The organism is Microvirga zambiensis WSM3693, from assembly GCF_016735695.1.
Taxonomy (GTDB): Bacteria; Pseudomonadota; Alphaproteobacteria; order Rhizobiales; family Beijerinckiaceae; genus Microvirga; species Microvirga zambiensis.
Genome location: NZ_JAERQD010000019.1, coordinates 53056 through 67167 on the forward strand (window position 1 = coordinate 53056; position 14112 = coordinate 67167).

Here is a 14112-nt window from a genome sequence, read left to right on the forward strand (position 1 = left end):
ATGCCGGGCGAAGGCTTTCGGGAACAACCCGGCCATCGAAGGAGGTAATGATGCGTCTATCCCATCTCGGCGCCTTGATCGCTCTCGGCTCCCTGGTCATCTCGCCCGCGTTCGCGCAAACCGCCGCGCCGGGCACGACTTCGCCCGGGACAGCGGCGAAGCCGCCGATGACAAGCACTGCTCCGATGCCTGGTGCGGCCAAGCCGATGCCGAGCACGACGGCGTCGACGAGCGCCCTGATCGACATCAACACCGCGTCCAAGGATCAGCTCGACAAGCTGCCTCAGATCGGCGAGGCCCGGGCGGACGCGATCATCAAGGGCCGCCCCTACAAGGCCAAGAACGAACTCGTCGACAAGAAGATCATTCCGCAGAACGCCTATGACGCGATCAAGGATCGTATCATCGCGCATCAGAAATCTTGAAGTCCGCCAACAAAAAGGGGCCCTGAGGGCCCCTTTTCTTTTTCCGCATGAGCAGGTTTAGCGGCTGTACTTGAACTCCGGAGCAGCCTTCAGCTGATCCTTGGTCATGTTCAGAAGAGCATGATCAGGAGCCGACCGATTCATGGTGTCGGCAGGGGCGGTCGTCGTCGTGGTCGTGGTCGTCGTCGATCCGGTCGTTGCGGGGGCAGTGGAGGTCGTCGTACCCGCCGTCCCGGTGGTGGTGTTCGCAGCGGTCGCGGCCGCGCGCGGCTCGGTGACGAACTTGATCTGGTCGAAGGGAACGGCCACGTCATGTTCGCCCATGCCGAGGAAGCCGCCGACGCCGATCACGACGGCCTCGATCTTGCCGCTCTGATCCACGAGCAATTCGCTGATGTCGCCTACCTTCTCATTGGCGCTGTTGTAGACGTTCAGGCCCTCGATCTTGGAGGCACGCCACTGGCCGGCCCGCTCCTGGGTCATCCAGTTGCCCGAGGACATGGTGGACGAAGAGGCGCTCGGGGCGGTTGCAGGCGCGGTGGACTGCGTTTGGGCGAAAGCCGGCGCCGACACCAGAGCCGTGCCGAGAAGCGCCGTCGCGAGAAGCTTATAAGCCATATTCATCCTCCTGATTTGTATGTGACTCAACGATCACACCTGACCTCTCAACGGCGAAGTTGGTGTTTGGTTCTGTCGATACGATGAGCATTGTCGCAGGTTGTGCCCGATGCCTGTGCAGCCGAAGTGGATGGAACCCCTTGCTCCGGCCGCGAATGCTCCTACACTCGGCTACGCTTCCTCGCCGATCATTTGATACGGACCGCATGATCCGAACCTTCCTCGACGGCCTTTACCTTTTCGCCGGCTATCTCGCGGGCGTCTTCCTCCTCATCATCTTCCTGCTCATGATGGGCCTGTCCCTCGGGCGGGGCATCGGCATCAACATTCCCGCGGGCGACGATCTCGCCTCGTGGTCCATGGCGGCGATGGCGTTCCTGGGCCTGGCGCACACGTTCCGCTCCGGCGAGATGATCCGGGTCGGGCTCATCACCGACCGGCTGCGGGGGCGCAGGCGCTGGTGGTTCGAGATGTTCTCCCTCGTGATCGGCCTTGGCTTCGTCGGCTTCTTCGCCTGGCATGCGGTCCAGCTCACCTATGACAGCTGGCGTTTCAACGACATGTCCCAGGGCGTTGTGGCGATCCCGCTCTGGATTCCGCAGATCGGCTACGCCACCGGCCTCGTGATCCTGTTCATCGCCTTCGTCGACGAGTTCATCCATGTGCTGCGCGGCGGCGACCCGCGCTACGAGAAGCCGCCTGCCACCACTGCCGAAGAGGTGGTGGAGCGCGCGATCCAGAGCGGAGTGTAGCGCGTCATGGAACTCATCGAGATTTCCGGCCTGCTGCTCCTGCTGCTCGCGCTGCTTCTCGCAGGCGGCGTGTGGATCGCCATCGCGCTCATGGCCTGCGGCTGGGTCGGCATGCAGTTCGTAGGCGGCGGCATTCCGGCAGGCTCGGTGCTCGCCACCACGATCTGGGGCAATTCGGCGTCGTGGACGTTGGCCGCCCTGCCGCTCTTCATCTGGATGGGTGAGATCCTGTTCCGCACCAAGCTTTCGGAGGAGATGTTCCGCGGCCTGGCACCCTGGCTCAACTGGCTGCCCGGACGGCTGATGCACGTGAACGTGCTCGCCTGCGGCCTTTTCGGCTCCGTCTCGGGTTCGTCCGCCGCAACCTGCGCGACGGTCGCCAAGATCGCCCTGCCGGAATTGAAGAAGCGCGGCTATGACGAGACGGTGAGCTTAGGCTCGCTCGCCGGCGCGGGCACGCTCGGCATTCTCATTCCGCCCTCGATCACCATGGTGGTCTATGCGGTCGCCGCCAATGTCTCGATCATCCAGATCTTCCTCGCGGGCTTCCTGCCGGGCCTGCTCGTGATGGCGCTCTATTCCGGCTACATCGCCGTGTGGTCGCTCCTCAATCCGAAAAAGTCGCCGCCGCCCGAGCCGCGGATGAGCATTCGCGAGAAGCTGAAGGAATCGACCAATCTCATTCCCGTTGCGCTGTTGATCGCGCTCGTCTTCCTCACCCTGCTGCTCGGCTGGGCGACGGCGACCGAATGCGCGGCCTGGGGCGTGCTCGGTTCGCTTGCCATCGCCTGGTGGTCGGGGTCGCTGTCGTGGGACTCGTTCTGGGCCAGCGTGATGGGCACCACGCGCATCACCTGCATGATCATGCTGATTCTCGCCGGTGCTTCCTTCATGTCGACGTCGATGGCCTATACCGGCATTCCGCAGGCGCTCGCGACCTGGGTCGACAGCCTGCATCTGTCGCCCTACGCGCTCATCGCCGCGCTCACGATCATGTACATCCTGCTCGGCACGGCGCTCGACGGCATCTCGATGATCGTGCTCACCACCGCAGTCGTGATCCCGATGGTGAAGACGGCCGGATTCGATCTGATCTGGTTCGGCATCTTCCTCATTCTCGTGGTCGAGATGGCGGAGGTCTCGCCGCCGGTCGGCTTTAATCTCTTCGTGCTGCAGACCATGTCGGGCAAGGATTCGAACACGGTGGCGCTCGCGGCCCTTCCGTTCTTCTTCCTGCTCGTCCTGGCGGTCGCCATCATCACCGTGTTCCCGCAGATCGTGATGGTGCTGCCGCAGATGGCCTTTCCGGATTAGTTTGATTCACAAACACAGAGGGAGACGAACGATGAAGCACATGACACGCCTTGGATTGAGTCTTGCGGGGGCCCTGCTCCTGGCAGCGCCTGCACTGGCGCAGACCAAGTGGAACCTTCCCGCCGCCTATCCGCCGGACAATTTCCACACCGAGAACCTGAACGCCTTTTCCAAGGACGTGGCGGACGCCACCGGCGGCAAGCTGCAGATCACGGTCCACGGCAACGCCTCGCTGTTCAAGGCGCCGGAGATCAAGCGCGCGGTGCAGACGGGCCAGGCCCAGGCCGGCGAGGTGCTGATGTCGCTGCACGAGAACGAGGACCCGGTCTACGGCCTCGACGTGGTGCCCTTCCTCGCCACCTCCTTCGACCAGGCCAAGAAGCTCTGGGACGTGCAGAAACCGGCGGTGGAGAAGAAGCTGTCGAGCCAGGGCCTGATGCTGCTCTTCGCGGTGCCGTGGCCGCCGCAGGGAATCTTCGCCAAGAAGGATATCAACAATGTCGAGGATCTGAAGGGCGTAAAGTGGCGCTCCTACAATCCCGGCACCGCGCGCATCGCGGAACTCGTCGGCGCGCAGCCGGTGACCGTGCAGGCGGCTGACCTGCCGCAGGCGCTCGCCACCGGCGTCGTCAACACCTTCATGACATCGGGCGCGACGGGCTACGATTCGAAGGTGTGGGAATCGCTCTCGCACTTTTACGATACCCAGGCCTGGATCCCGAAGAACCTGACCTTCGTCAACAAGGCCGCCTTCGATGCCCTCGACAAGCCGACCCAGGAGGCGGTGCTGAAGGCCGCCAAGATTGCGGAGGAGCGCGGCTGGAAGACGGCGCAGGAAAAGACCAAGTGGTACGTGGACCAGATGACCGCGAAGGGCATGAAGGTGCAGCCGCCGAGCGCAGAGCTGAAGTCGGGCCTGCAGAAGGTCGGCGAGCAGCTCACCACCGATTGGCTGAAGAAAGCCGGCACCGACGGACAGGCCATCGTCGACGGCTACAAGAAGGCTGCGATGTAGTCTTGGTTTCGTCGTCGCGTCATGCCCGCACTTGTTGCGGGCACCCACGTCTTTAAATCGGCTAAAGACGTGGGTGGCCGGGACAAGCCCGGCCATGACGGCGAGGATCTTGAAACTCAAGCCAGCGTGAATTCCATCGTGATCTCCGCGTTGAGCACCTTGGAGACCGGGCAGTTCTTTTCCGCCGCGCGGGCGAGTTCCTCGAACTTGGCGCGGTCGATGTTCGGGACCTTGGCGTTGAGCGTCAGCGCCGATTTCTTGATCGCGAAGCCGCTACCCTCCTGTTCGAGGGAGACGACCGCCTCGGTGGCGAGCTCGGTCGGGGTGAAGCCGGCGCCCTGGAGCTGGAAGGCAAGGGCCATGGTGAAGCAGCCGGCATGGGCGGCGGCGATCAGCTCCTCCGGATTCGTGCCCTTCTCGTTCTCGAACCGGGTCTTGAAGGAATAGGGCGTCGCGGACAGGACGCCGGAATCCGTGGTAAGTTGGCCGGTGCCGTCCTTGCCCGTGCCCTGCCAGACGGCTCTTGCTTTGCGGTTCATCCTGATCTCCTTTTGCGGATAGGATTGGTGATCTAGCGCGTCGTCGGAAAAAGTGGACCCGGCCTTCCGCATTCGACGATGCGTCTCATTCAGGTGGCGTTTCAGATGATGATCCCCATGCAGGCCCGCCTCCGCCCGCGGCTTCTCGGTTCCACCGGCATCGCCCTGCTCGTCTTCGCCCTGCTGCCCTCGTCCTGGCTGGTGATCACGCGCATGCTGATCGCCTGGGACATCGGCATCGTCTGCTATCTCGTCCTCGCCTGGACCATGGCGCTCACCTCCACCACCGCCCAGATGCAGCAGCGGGCCGCGATGGAGGACGAGAGCGCGATCGTCGTGCTCATCCTCACCCTCGCGGCCTCGATCGCCAGCCTTGGCGCCATTGCCGTGGAACTGGCCAATATTCACGGCCTCCCGGCGGACGAGCAGGGATCGCGCCTCTCCATCGCCGGGATCACGATCCTGTGTTCGTGGTTCTTCGTGCACACGATCTACGCGATCCATTACGCGCATGAATATTACGGCGACAAAGGCGAGCGGCAGGGCCTCGCCTTCCCGCACAACGACAAGCCGGATTACTGGGATTTCCTGTATTTCTCGTTCAATCTCGGCGCGGCGGCACAGACCTCCGACGTGGTGATCGTTTCCAAGCGCATGCGCCGTCTGGCGCTGGCCCACACGGTTCTGTCCTTCCTCTTCAACACCACGATCCTGGCTCTCGCCGTCAATGTCGGCGCAGGGCTGCTGTAGCCCCCGCACGCCTCCCATCCATCCAGCGGCGGCCCCGGTCTCGTCGGTAGTGGCTTAAGTTGGCTCCATCCTGTCATTCCGGAGCGACCGTAGGTCGAACCCGGTACCTATAGCCACGACGGCTCAAGATAGAGATGAGCGGCGTTGCGCCTCTTTCTGCAAGGCTGGCGGCTATGGGTTCCGGGTTCCGCTGCGCGGCCCCGGAATGACGGTGTGCCGGCCTCCAGCAGAACTCGAACTTAAGTCACGACCGTCTCGTCGGGGCTGTAACGTTACGAAGGAACGAATCCCCTTCTTGAGCACTTAACCGAACAGCCCAGATTGGGACCCGATTATCTGGGCCCCAGGATGGACTCGAGAATGACGCAACGTCATCGCCAAAAAATCAAAACCGAAGCGGGGCCTTTCCCTTGAACGACATGCTGTTGCTGTTGAGCCATGCGGATTGGCTGCTGCTTGCCTTCTCCGTCTTCGTGCTCGACATCCCGCGCTACACGATCTCGCTCGTCTCGCTGGTTCCGCTGAACTGGCCCCGGCGGCCTGCGATCCTGGAGGCAGAGGGCGGCGTCACCATCAGCGTGATCCTGCCGGCCTTCAACGGCGGCCCCGGCCTGATGCAGTCCATCGCCTCCCTGCACCGGCAGACGTTCAAGCCGTTCGAAATCATCGTGGTCGACGACGGTTCGACGGACGATACCCTGGCGCTGGCAAGGCAGGCCCAGGCCGCCGGCCTGATCGACATGGTCATCCACCACGGCACCCGCTGCGGGCGCAGCCCGGCGGTGAATGCGGGTGCCCGCTTCGCCCGCGGCGACCTGATCCTCGCCATGGATCCAGACACGGTCTTTGCGCCCCATGCGCTGGCACGCCTCGCCGCCGTCTTCCACGATCCGCGCGTTGCCGCCGCATGCTGCAATCTCGGCGTCAGCAACGAGGACGCCTCCTTCACCACGGCGCTGCAGGGGCTCGAATACCTGATGTCGATCAGCGCCGGAAAATCCTTCCTCAACGTTCTCGGGGCGGTCTCTTGCTGCTCGGGCGCGTGCTCGGTCTATCGCCGCGACATCTTCCTGGACCGGGGCGGGCTCGATCCCGGTCCGGGCGAGGATCTCGAGATGACGCTTCGCCTGCGCCGTCTCGGCTACCGGGTGCGGTTCGTGTCCGAGGCCTGGGCCGATACCCTCGTGCCCGACAATCCGGTGAGTCTCATCCGCCAGCGCCAGCGCTGGGACCGGGACGCCTTGCGGATCCGGCTCATCGAGTATCGCGAGGTCGAGATCTTCAAGCCGGAGCGGCTGTCCGACAGCCTTCAGCGCCTCGACTTCATCGTCTTCGATCTCGTGCCGACGCTGTCGTTCCCGTTCTACCTCGTCTATTGCACGCTGATCTTCGGGCCGCAGACCCTGCTGTTCCTCGTGGCGGTCTATGCGCTCCTGCTCGGCATCGCCCTGTTCAACATTGCGCTCGCGAGCCTTCTGTTCGGCCGCTCGCCGACGCTGTTCGGCCTGTCGGTCGCCCTCGTCTTCCCGTTCTACCAGGGTATTGCCATGAAGCTCACGCGCTTCGTGGCCTATTCGTCCGAGATCCTGTTCTCCACTTCGCGCTCCGACGACTACGTTCCGCCTCGCGTCCGGCGTGTTCTGATGGGCCAGCGCACGTGAAAGGCCGTGCCATGAACATCCAGCTTCGCCGCCTCGATCCCAACGTGCCCGATCCCGTCGAGAGCCGTCGCTCGGCCACCGGCCGCATGGTGCGCTTCATCTATGCGCTCGGCGTGATCGGCGTGCTCGGCTTCTTCGTGTTCCGGTTCAGCGCTCCGCTCGTTTTCCTGAGCGGACCCGGCATCGTCTCGGCCCCGCGCGAAGTCGTGTCCGTGCCCTACATCGTCCAGGTGCAGCGGGTCGACGTGGCGCCGGGCGCCAAGGTGCAGGCGGGCATGCCGGTGGCGCTCGTGCGCTCGCCGCAGGTGAGCGAAACGCTCGCGGATCTCACGCGCGCGCTTGCCGAAGTGACGACCCGGGAAGCGGAACTGCGGATCAAGGCGCGGCTTGCCCGCGACTCCCTCGACGCCGCGCGTTCGCGCCTGCGCATCGCCGACGATAATCAGCGCCGTCTCGAGTCGATGGCCAACCCGGACAGCGCCAGCGTCGCCTATCGCACCGAGGTCTATCGCGAACGGGCGCAGGCCGTGCAGAATGCCGTGGCGCTGGAGGCCGAGGCGGACGAAGCCTCGACGCAGGTCCTGCGCCTCGCGGAAACGCGTCAGCAGATCCAGAACCAGTTCGATCGCACCGAAAAGGATTTCGACGGTGGCCGCGTGGTCTCGCCGGTGAACGGCATCGTCGCCACCCATATCGCCCGGGCCGGTGAAACCGTCGTTGCCGGCTCATCGATCGCCGAGATCTTCCAGGACGGGAATGTCTATGTGGATTGGTACATCCCGGATTTCCGGCTCGTCGATCCGCAGCCCGGCTATCGGGTCGTCATCGGGATCGGCCGCAACCGCGTGCTCGGCACCATCGGCGAGATCCTGCCGATCTCCGACACGTTCGAGAGCCGCCGCAGCTCGCTCCTGCGCGATCCGCAGCGGGGTCAGGTCGCGCGCATCCGTCTCGATCCGGACGTACATCCCCCCGCACTCAATGCGACGGTGAACGTCTACATGTACTACACCGATATCGCGAGCCGCGTCGCGGAGAGCTTCGTGCACCTCTTCAATCTCGATTGAGGCGTGAGGATGCAGCCCGACCCTATCCGCATCGTCTGCCCGGCTTGTGGCAGTTCCGAGATCGAGACGGCGCCGATCGTCCATCACCTGATCTGCGCCTATGTGGGGCCTTCTTACGATTTCGAAACCACCGGCGGGCATCGCTGCCCGAAATGCCTGCGAGCCTTGCGCAATCATGACCGTGCGGCGGAGATCGTCGGTGAAAGCGCGCGCTGCCGGCTATGCGAAACCGAATTCATCGTGCCTCATGATCCCGCTCAAGACGCATGATTCGGATCTGCCAGTTCAAACGATGTCTCCTCTCACCTCAGCTACCGTTTCCGTCCCGATCGTCGAGACCGAGCGCCTCGTCCTGCGTGGCCATCGCGTCGACGATTATGCCGATTGCTTCAACCTTTGGACCGATGAATCGGTCACGCGGTTCATAGGCGGCAGGCCGTCGACCCAGGAAGAAGTCTGGGCGCGCCTTCTGCGCTATGCGGGCCTCTGGGCCCTCCTAGGCTTCGGCTATTGGGTCGTGACCGAGAAACACAGCGGCCGCTTTCTCGGCGAGGTGGGCTTTGCCGATTTCAGGCGCGAGATCGAACCCTCCCTCGACGGAATGCCGGAGATGGGCTGGGTGCTGGCGCCCGACAGCCATGGCAGAGGCTATGCGACGGAAGCCGTGCGGGCGGCCATCGCCTGGGGCGAAAAACATTTCGACGGTAGGCAGATGGCCTGCATCATCGCGCCGGAGAACGAAGCCTCGCTCCGCGTGGCGGAGAAATGCGGCTTTCGCGAATTGCAGCACACCACCTACAAGGGCAACCCGACGATCATGTTCGTGCGGTAGCTGTTGAAGGCTCCTCCGCGAAGGCGCTGTCGGCAAGCTTTTCGGCATGGGCGCGAAGGTCCCTCGGCCATAGGCCGATCAGAGCGGTGAACAGCGTCCTGTCTCCGGCGAAGAGCGCCCGCGCGGCTTCCTCGAAGCCGGCCTCGTTGCCGGCAAGAATCGACATGAACCGGTAGAGCACTTCCTGTGCCTGTCGCACGCGGTCTTTCGATTCGCTGCCGCGCCGTGCCTCCTCGACCAGCTTGCGCAGGGCGACCGATGCGCCGCCCGGCTGGGCGTTGAGCCATTCCCAGTGCCGCGGCAGCAGGGTCACCTCCCGCGCGACGACGCCGAGTTTCGGCCGGCCCGGTCCGCGCGGCTCCAGAGTCTCGACGGGAGAGCCGGAGATTGTCCCCAGCCGCGCCAGCACATCCTCCGCCGTGCCGCGGAAATCCACCTCGACGACGCGGGATGTCTCGTCGTCGAGAATGACGATCGGCGCGTCTTCGCCGCGTTCCAGCGCCGCCTTCGTCGCCTTGGCCACGGAAGCCAGGTCGCCGGAGGCAACCCGCCGGCTGCCGGCAAAAGCCGTATATGAGTTCTGATCGTTAGTCATGGTCATGCCCCGCCGTGATCGAATGGTCGGCGTGTTTTACCCGGGTTAAATTAATCTGTCAATAATATCCGGGTAAAACCGCTCAAGAATCCGCATCCTCGTCAGGCTCCGCATCGATCACGCCCCGCGCCACGTCGAAGCGGAAACCGGCCCGGGCCATGGCGGCAAGGTCCTTGTCGCGATAAGGGGCCCGCTCGCCGGGTCTGAACGGTCCGAGCTTGCGGCGGCGGGCGAAGGCGCGGGCGGCCTCCTGCTCATCGCCCTCTTCGCCTTCCAAGGCCGCGGCGATGGCGGCGCGATCGACGCCCTTGGCGGAAAGCTTCGCCTGGATCGCCCGCGCCGAACCGCCTCGGCGGCGCAGGGTGGCGACGCGGGCCTCGGCGTAACGCGTGTCGTCGATGAGGCCGCTGCGCAGGCATTTGGCCACCACCTCGTCGATCGCCTCGGAAAACTCGGCCGGGTCCTCGCCGCGCAGGCGGCAGCGCTTGTCGACCTTGCGGCGGAGCACGCGGCGGAGGTTCTCGGCCGAGGAGGAATAGCGCTCGAGATAGGCCAGCGCCGCCCGCTGCAGATAGGCCGGCGTCACCTTGCGCGGCGGCTTTCGGAGCGGTTTGCTCTCGTCGCTCATTCCGGCTTCGCGTCGGTGGAAGGCGATATCTCGCCCGGCTTCTCCACCCGGCCGCGCCGCTGCAGCTGGAGCGCCACGAACCAGCACAAGGATGCCCAGGCCGCGCCGACGGCCCAGCCGGCCAGAACGTCGCTCGGCCAGTGCACGCCGAGATAGACCCGGCTCACGCCGACGAGGAGCGTCACGACGATGGCGAGCGTCATGATGAAGGCGCTGACGCGCCGGCTTTTCTCTACCCGGGCGAGCAGGGCGCCGAGGGTCAGATAGGTAATGGCCGACATCATGGCATGGCCGCTCGGAAAGCTCGCTGTGTAGATCCGGGTCGCATGAGGCACGAGATCGGGACGGGGGCGCTCGAAGCCCATCTTCAATCCCGTCGAGATCAATGTGCCTCCGACGATGGCGACGAGCACCAGGAGGGCGATTCCCTGCCTGCGGGTCATCATCAGGTAAAGCCAGGTGGCCAGGGTGATGAGCGTCAGGATCGCGTAGCCGCCGAGGCCCGTGATGTCCCGAGCCGATTCCTCCAGCCAGGACGGCCCAAGGGGATTGGCCGGATTCTGCGGATCGCGCAGGGCGAGCAGAAGCTGGCTGTCGATGGCATGGGTCTCGCCCTCTCGCACCTCATCGGCGAGTTCAATGAACGCCCAGGCGAAGAAGCCGCAGGCGGAAAGCGACAGCAGCGGTCCGATTTCATTGAGCCGCAGGCGGAGCCACAGGCGCGTGGCGGGGGCGAGAAGCGAGTTCATGGCTTCTTGAGATAGGAAAGTTTGAAGCATCTGGCGAGGGGAGGGGGCGCATGCGGTGCTAAACCATGACGGCCATCCTCCACGTCATGGCCGGCCTTGTGCCGGCCATCCCGATCCTGTGAGGCACCGCGCTTTTCTTAATCGAGATCCCCGGCACTGATCCCCGGATCAAGTCCGGGGAGGTGATGACGTGGGAAGTGTTGTCTCGGGCTCCCGCCTCGCTCTCACACCGCGAGCCGCTTCCGCCATGCCTTCGGCGCAGTGATGCTGCCGAGATTGAGCCATTCGGCCATCAGACGCAGCTCCTCGCCGAGCGCTGGCGCGATCTCCTCCGGCGGAATGCCCGCCTCCGGGTGGATGGAATGGACGATGAGGTTGCCGGCCGCGCGATCCGCCTTGAGGTCGACCCGGGCGACGATCGTCTCGCCGAGCACGAAAGGCAGGCAGTAATAGCCGAATTCGCGCTTCTCGGCCGGCGTGTAGATCTCGATCCGGTAGCGGAAATCGAACAGGCGCTCCGTGCGCGTGCGCTCCCAAACGATGGGATCGAAGGGCGAGACCAGCGCCCGCGCCTCGACCCGGCGCGGGAACTTGGCCTGCGGATCGAGATAGACCGGCCCGTTCCAGCCCTCGACGGTGACGGGAATGAGGTCGCCCGCCTCCACCAGTTCGGGAATGCGGGCCTTGGCATCCTGCGGCTCGATGCGGAAATAATCGCGCAGGCAGCGTTCCGAGGCGATGCCGAGGGAGCGGATCGAGAGCCGCAGGAGCTCCCGCTGCGCCTCATCGTCGGAGGGGGTCGGCGCGTTGATGATCTCGCTCGGCAGGACGCGCTCCGGAAGATCGTAGATGCGCTCGAAGCCGCGCCGCGTGGCGGTGGTCACCTCGCCGGCCCAGAACAGCCATTCCATCGCACGCTTGCCGTCGCTCCAGCCCCACCAGGAGCCCTGGCCCTTGTGCCCTCCGGAGAGCTCACCCGCGGCCAAGGGGCCGCGCGCCTCGATCTCGCGCCGGACCTCCTCGATGAAGGCGCGTTTCTCGCGTCCGAATCGGGCAAGCCCGCCATAGACGCCCTCGCCGCGCCTCGCCCGCGCCATGCGCCAGCGGAAGAGCGGATGCAGGTCGAGCCTGATCAGCGAGGCCTCGTGACCCCAATACTCGAAGGCTTCGCGCTTCTTCGGGTGGTAGGCGGTCTTTTCGAGCAGGCCCCGGTCATAGGCGCCGAGGCGCGAGAACAGCGGCATGTAATGGGCACGCACCAGCACATTGACCGAATCGATCTGCAGCAGGTGCGAGCGCTGCAGCACGCGGCTCAGGTGCCGCCGGGTCGCCGCGCTGGGACGGCCTTCGTGAAAACCCTGGGCGGCGAGCGCGATGCGCCGCGCCTGGGCGAGGGAGAATCGGGTCCGGATTGCCATGGCGGCGAACAATACAGGAACGGGATTGCCGGAGGCCAGAGGCGCGGGATAGGGTTAGGCATCCGGGCAGGTGGAACCTGTGGATGGCTCTTCCGCTTTGACCTGATCGTCGGGGCGAATGCATATCTGCCCTGCAATCGGCAGGCGGACAAAATCTTTGCGCGCGGCCTAGATGGGCACTCTTCCGAACACGATGGACACGATGGACCAATCACCGAACGAGCGTCCGCAGGGCAGCCCGGCTCCCGCCCTCAGCCATGCCGAGATCCGCACGATCATCCTCGGCGTCCTGCTCGCCATGTTTCTCGCGGCGCTCGACCAGACCATCATCGCGACGGCGCTGCCGACCATCGGCCGCGAGCTCGGCGACCTGGAGCACCTGCCCTGGATCGTGACCGTCTACCTCCTGACTTCGACCGCAGTCACGCCGCTCTACGGCAAGTTCAGCGATTCCTATGGCCGGCGCGTCACCATGCTGATCGGCATCGTCATCTTCATCGCCGGGTCCATCGCATGCGCACTGGCGCCGACCATGTTTGTCCTCATCCTGGCGCGCGCGCTGCAGGGGGTCGGCGGCGGCGGCCTGATCGCGCTCGCCCAGACCATCATCGCCGACATCGTGGCGCCGCGGGAACGTGGGCGCTATCAGGTCTATTTCGCCAGCGTCTTCATGACCTCGAGCCTGCTCGGCCCGGTGCTGGGCGGCTTCTTCGCCGAGCACCTGCACTGGTCGGTGATCTTCTGGATCAACATTCCGCTCGGCTTCATCGCCCTGTTCATCGCCTTCCACAGCCTGAAGAAGCTGCCGCGCCACGACCGTCCGCACCGGCTCGATCTGCTCGGCGCAGCCCTTCTGGTGGCGGCCACCGTCGCCTTGCTTCTGGGTCTGAGCTGGGGCGGGATCCGCTTTCCCTGGGCCTCCCTGCCGGTGCTCGGGCTCTTCGCCGCCTCGCTCGGGCTCTGGGGTCTCTTCGCCATACGCATGCGCATGGCGCCGGAGCCGCTGATTCCGCCGGGCGTGCTGCACAATCCGGTGGTTCGGATGGCGGTGCTCTCCGCCTGTTTCGGCATGGGCACCTATATCGGGCTCACGATCTACCTGCCCGTCTATTTCGAGGCCGTGCGCGGCCTCTCGGCGAGCCATTCCGGCCTTTCCCTGATCCCGCTCATGGCCGGGACCGTTGTCGGAGCCACCATGTCCGGCCGTACCATGGCGAAGGTGAAGCATTACAAGCGGCTGCCCATTGCCGGCCTTCTCGTCGCCATGGCGACAACCGGCCTGCTCGCAGCCTATGGCCAGTCCCTCTCCATCGTTTCCGTCGAGATCGTCCTCGCGATCATCAGCGTCGGCCTCGGAACCGTGCTGCCGGTGACCATGGTGTCGACGCAGAACGCGGTCGCGCCGCACCAGATGGGCACCGCGACCGGCACGGCGAACTTCTTCCGCTCGCTTGGCGGCGCCTTCATCGTCGCGATCTTCGGCGCCATCGTGATCGGCGGCTCGGGCCTGAGCGGGGCCGCGAGCTTCGAGGCGCTGGGTGCTGCGGCGGCCCAGAGCGGGGTCGATCTCGGCCACGTGTTCAGCTACGTGTTCATGGCGGCGCTTGTCGGCTTCGGCCTGTCGCTCGCCTTTCTCCTCGCCATGGAGGAGCGGCCCCTGCGCGGCAGCGCCGTCAAGGCGGCGGAAGCCGCGATCGCCGATTGATCGGCCCCGCCGGTTTCCCTGCTCTGCGGCGTCATGGCTGGGGA

16 protein-coding genes are annotated in these 14112 nt (G+C 65.0%); 10 read left to right on the forward strand and 6 right to left on the reverse strand.

What is annotated here, in order from left to right; genetic code table 11:
• Positions 1-50: 50 nt before the first annotated feature.
• Complete coding sequence (locus JKL46_RS15940; protein WP_201834681.1) at positions 51-425, forward strand: ComEA family DNA-binding protein; 375 nt, start codon at positions 51-53, stop codon at positions 423-425.
• Between the two features lie 57 nt (positions 426-482).
• On the opposite strand, the gene JKL46_RS15945 is transcribed toward JKL46_RS15940, so the two are convergent.
• Complete coding sequence (locus tag JKL46_RS15945; RefSeq protein ID WP_201834537.1) at positions 483-1043, reverse strand: PRC-barrel domain-containing protein; 561 nt, start codon at positions 1041-1043, stop codon at positions 483-485.
• Positions 1044-1249: 206 nt separating this feature from the next.
• On the opposite strand from JKL46_RS15945, the gene JKL46_RS15950 reads away from it, so the two are divergent.
• From JKL46_RS15950 to JKL46_RS15960, 3 genes are read left to right on the forward strand one after another with little or no spacing between them, the layout of a single operon-like run.
• A complete protein-coding gene (locus tag JKL46_RS15950; RefSeq protein ID WP_201834539.1) occupies positions 1250-1795 on the forward strand; it encodes a TRAP transporter small permease in 546 nt (181 codons plus the stop codon).
• A 6-nt stretch (positions 1796-1801) separates the two neighbouring features.
• The gene (locus tag JKL46_RS15955; protein ID WP_201834541.1) at positions 1802-3109 is read left to right on the forward strand and encodes a TRAP transporter large permease; all 1308 of its coding nucleotides are present in this window, start codon (positions 1802-1804) and stop codon (positions 3107-3109) included.
• 31 nt (positions 3110-3140) lie between these two features.
• The gene (locus JKL46_RS15960; protein ID WP_201834543.1) at positions 3141-4124 is read left to right on the forward strand and encodes a TRAP transporter substrate-binding protein; all 984 of its coding nucleotides are present in this window, start codon (positions 3141-3143) and stop codon (positions 4122-4124) included.
• Between the two features lie 116 nt (positions 4125-4240).
• Here JKL46_RS15960 and JKL46_RS15965 read toward each other — a convergent pair whose 3' ends face one another.
• Positions 4241-4663: an OsmC family protein gene (locus JKL46_RS15965; protein ID WP_201834545.1), complete on the reverse strand. Its 423-nt coding sequence runs from the start codon at positions 4661-4663 to the stop codon at positions 4241-4243.
• Between the two features lie 117 nt (positions 4664-4780).
• Between JKL46_RS15965 and JKL46_RS15970 the strand changes: the two genes are divergently transcribed.
• The 5 genes from JKL46_RS15970 to JKL46_RS15990 all read left to right on the forward strand — a co-directional run bounded on the left by JKL46_RS15970 (position 4781) and on the right by JKL46_RS15990 (position 8973).
• Positions 4781-5413, forward strand: a complete 633-nt coding sequence (locus JKL46_RS15970) for a DUF1345 domain-containing protein (protein WP_246529343.1) — start codon at positions 4781-4783, stop codon at positions 5411-5413.
• 419 nt (positions 5414-5832) lie between these two features.
• Positions 5833-7074 carry a glycosyltransferase family 2 protein gene (locus JKL46_RS15975; protein WP_246529347.1) on the forward strand — a complete coding sequence of 414 codons (1242 nt, stop codon included), beginning with the start codon at positions 5833-5835 and terminating at the stop codon, positions 7072-7074.
• An 11-nt stretch (positions 7075-7085) separates the two neighbouring features.
• Positions 7086-8141, forward strand: coding sequence for an HlyD family secretion protein (locus JKL46_RS15980; RefSeq protein ID WP_201834549.1), 1056 nt, complete (start codon positions 7086-7088; stop codon positions 8139-8141).
• 9 nt (positions 8142-8150) lie between these two features.
• Positions 8151-8411: a TackOD1 domain-containing metal-binding protein gene (locus JKL46_RS15985; protein WP_201834551.1), complete on the forward strand. Its 261-nt coding sequence runs from the start codon at positions 8151-8153 to the stop codon at positions 8409-8411.
• A gap of 22 nt (positions 8412-8433) precedes the next feature.
• Positions 8434-8973 (forward strand): GNAT family N-acetyltransferase, encoded by a 540-nt coding sequence (locus JKL46_RS15990; protein WP_201834553.1) that lies wholly within the window; start codon positions 8434-8436, stop codon positions 8971-8973.
• On the opposite strand, the gene JKL46_RS15995 is transcribed toward JKL46_RS15990, so the two are convergent.
• The 4 genes from JKL46_RS15995 to JKL46_RS16010 all read right to left on the reverse strand — a co-directional run bounded on the left by JKL46_RS15995 (position 8957) and on the right by JKL46_RS16010 (position 12357).
• Positions 8957-9574 (reverse strand): DUF2239 family protein, encoded by a 618-nt coding sequence (locus JKL46_RS15995; protein WP_201834555.1) that lies wholly within the window; start codon positions 9572-9574, stop codon positions 8957-8959. The two genes, JKL46_RS15990 and JKL46_RS15995, sit on opposite strands and share 17 nt — an antisense overlap.
• A 76-nt stretch (positions 9575-9650) precedes the next feature.
• Entirely contained in the window at positions 9651-10196 is a 546-nt protein-coding gene (locus tag JKL46_RS16000) for a regulatory protein RecX (RefSeq protein ID WP_201834557.1), read from the reverse strand.
• On the reverse strand, positions 10193-10945 hold the full coding sequence (locus JKL46_RS16005; RefSeq protein ID WP_201834559.1) for a phosphatase PAP2 family protein: 753 nt from the start codon (positions 10943-10945) through the stop codon (positions 10193-10195). Before JKL46_RS16005 ends, JKL46_RS16000 begins: the two co-directional genes overlap by 4 nt.
• Positions 10946-11169: 224 nt before the next feature.
• Positions 11170-12357, reverse strand: a complete 1188-nt coding sequence (locus JKL46_RS16010) for a DNA glycosylase AlkZ-like family protein (RefSeq protein ID WP_201834686.1) — start codon at positions 12355-12357, stop codon at positions 11170-11172.
• A gap of 199 nt (positions 12358-12556) precedes the next feature.
• Here JKL46_RS16010 and JKL46_RS16015 point away from each other — a divergent pair, with 199 nt between their 5' ends.
• The gene (locus JKL46_RS16015; protein ID WP_201834687.1) at positions 12557-14068 is read left to right on the forward strand and encodes an MDR family MFS transporter; all 1512 of its coding nucleotides are present in this window, start codon (positions 12557-12559) and stop codon (positions 14066-14068) included.
• The last annotated feature ends 44 nt before the right edge of the window (positions 14069-14112 follow it).

Bases quoted from the DNA above. Each gene is read 5' to 3' on its own strand.
- JKL46_RS15940 (WP_201834681.1), top strand. From the start codon at position 51: ATGCGTCTATCCCATCTCGGCGCCTTGATCGCTCTCGGCTCCCTGGTC.
- JKL46_RS15945 (WP_201834537.1), bottom strand. From the start codon at position 1,043: ATGGCTTATAAGCTTCTCGCGACGGCGCTTCTCGGCACGGCTCTGGTG.
- JKL46_RS15950 (WP_201834539.1), top strand. From the start codon at position 1,250: ATGATCCGAACCTTCCTCGACGGCCTTTACCTTTTCGCCGGCTATCTC.
- JKL46_RS15955 (WP_201834541.1), top strand. From the start codon at position 1,802: ATGGAACTCATCGAGATTTCCGGCCTGCTGCTCCTGCTGCTCGCGCTG.
- JKL46_RS15960 (WP_201834543.1), top strand. From the start codon at position 3,141: ATGAAGCACATGACACGCCTTGGATTGAGTCTTGCGGGGGCCCTGCTC.
- JKL46_RS15965 (WP_201834545.1), bottom strand. From the start codon at position 4,663: ATGAACCGCAAAGCAAGAGCCGTCTGGCAGGGCACGGGCAAGGACGGC.
- JKL46_RS15970 (WP_246529343.1), top strand. From the start codon at position 4,781: ATGCAGGCCCGCCTCCGCCCGCGGCTTCTCGGTTCCACCGGCATCGCC.
- JKL46_RS15975 (WP_246529347.1), top strand. From the start codon at position 5,833: ATGCTGTTGCTGTTGAGCCATGCGGATTGGCTGCTGCTTGCCTTCTCC.
- JKL46_RS15980 (WP_201834549.1), top strand. From the start codon at position 7,086: ATGAACATCCAGCTTCGCCGCCTCGATCCCAACGTGCCCGATCCCGTC.
- JKL46_RS15985 (WP_201834551.1), top strand. From the start codon at position 8,151: ATGCAGCCCGACCCTATCCGCATCGTCTGCCCGGCTTGTGGCAGTTCC.
- JKL46_RS15990 (WP_201834553.1), top strand. From the start codon at position 8,434: ATGTCTCCTCTCACCTCAGCTACCGTTTCCGTCCCGATCGTCGAGACC.
- JKL46_RS15995 (WP_201834555.1), bottom strand. From the start codon at position 9,574: ATGACCATGACTAACGATCAGAACTCATATACGGCTTTTGCCGGCAGC.
- JKL46_RS16000 (WP_201834557.1), bottom strand. From the start codon at position 10,196: ATGAGCGACGAGAGCAAACCGCTCCGAAAGCCGCCGCGCAAGGTGACG.
- JKL46_RS16005 (WP_201834559.1), bottom strand. From the start codon at position 10,945: ATGAACTCGCTTCTCGCCCCCGCCACGCGCCTGTGGCTCCGCCTGCGG.
- JKL46_RS16015 (WP_201834687.1), top strand. From the start codon at position 12,557: ATGGACACGATGGACCAATCACCGAACGAGCGTCCGCAGGGCAGCCCG.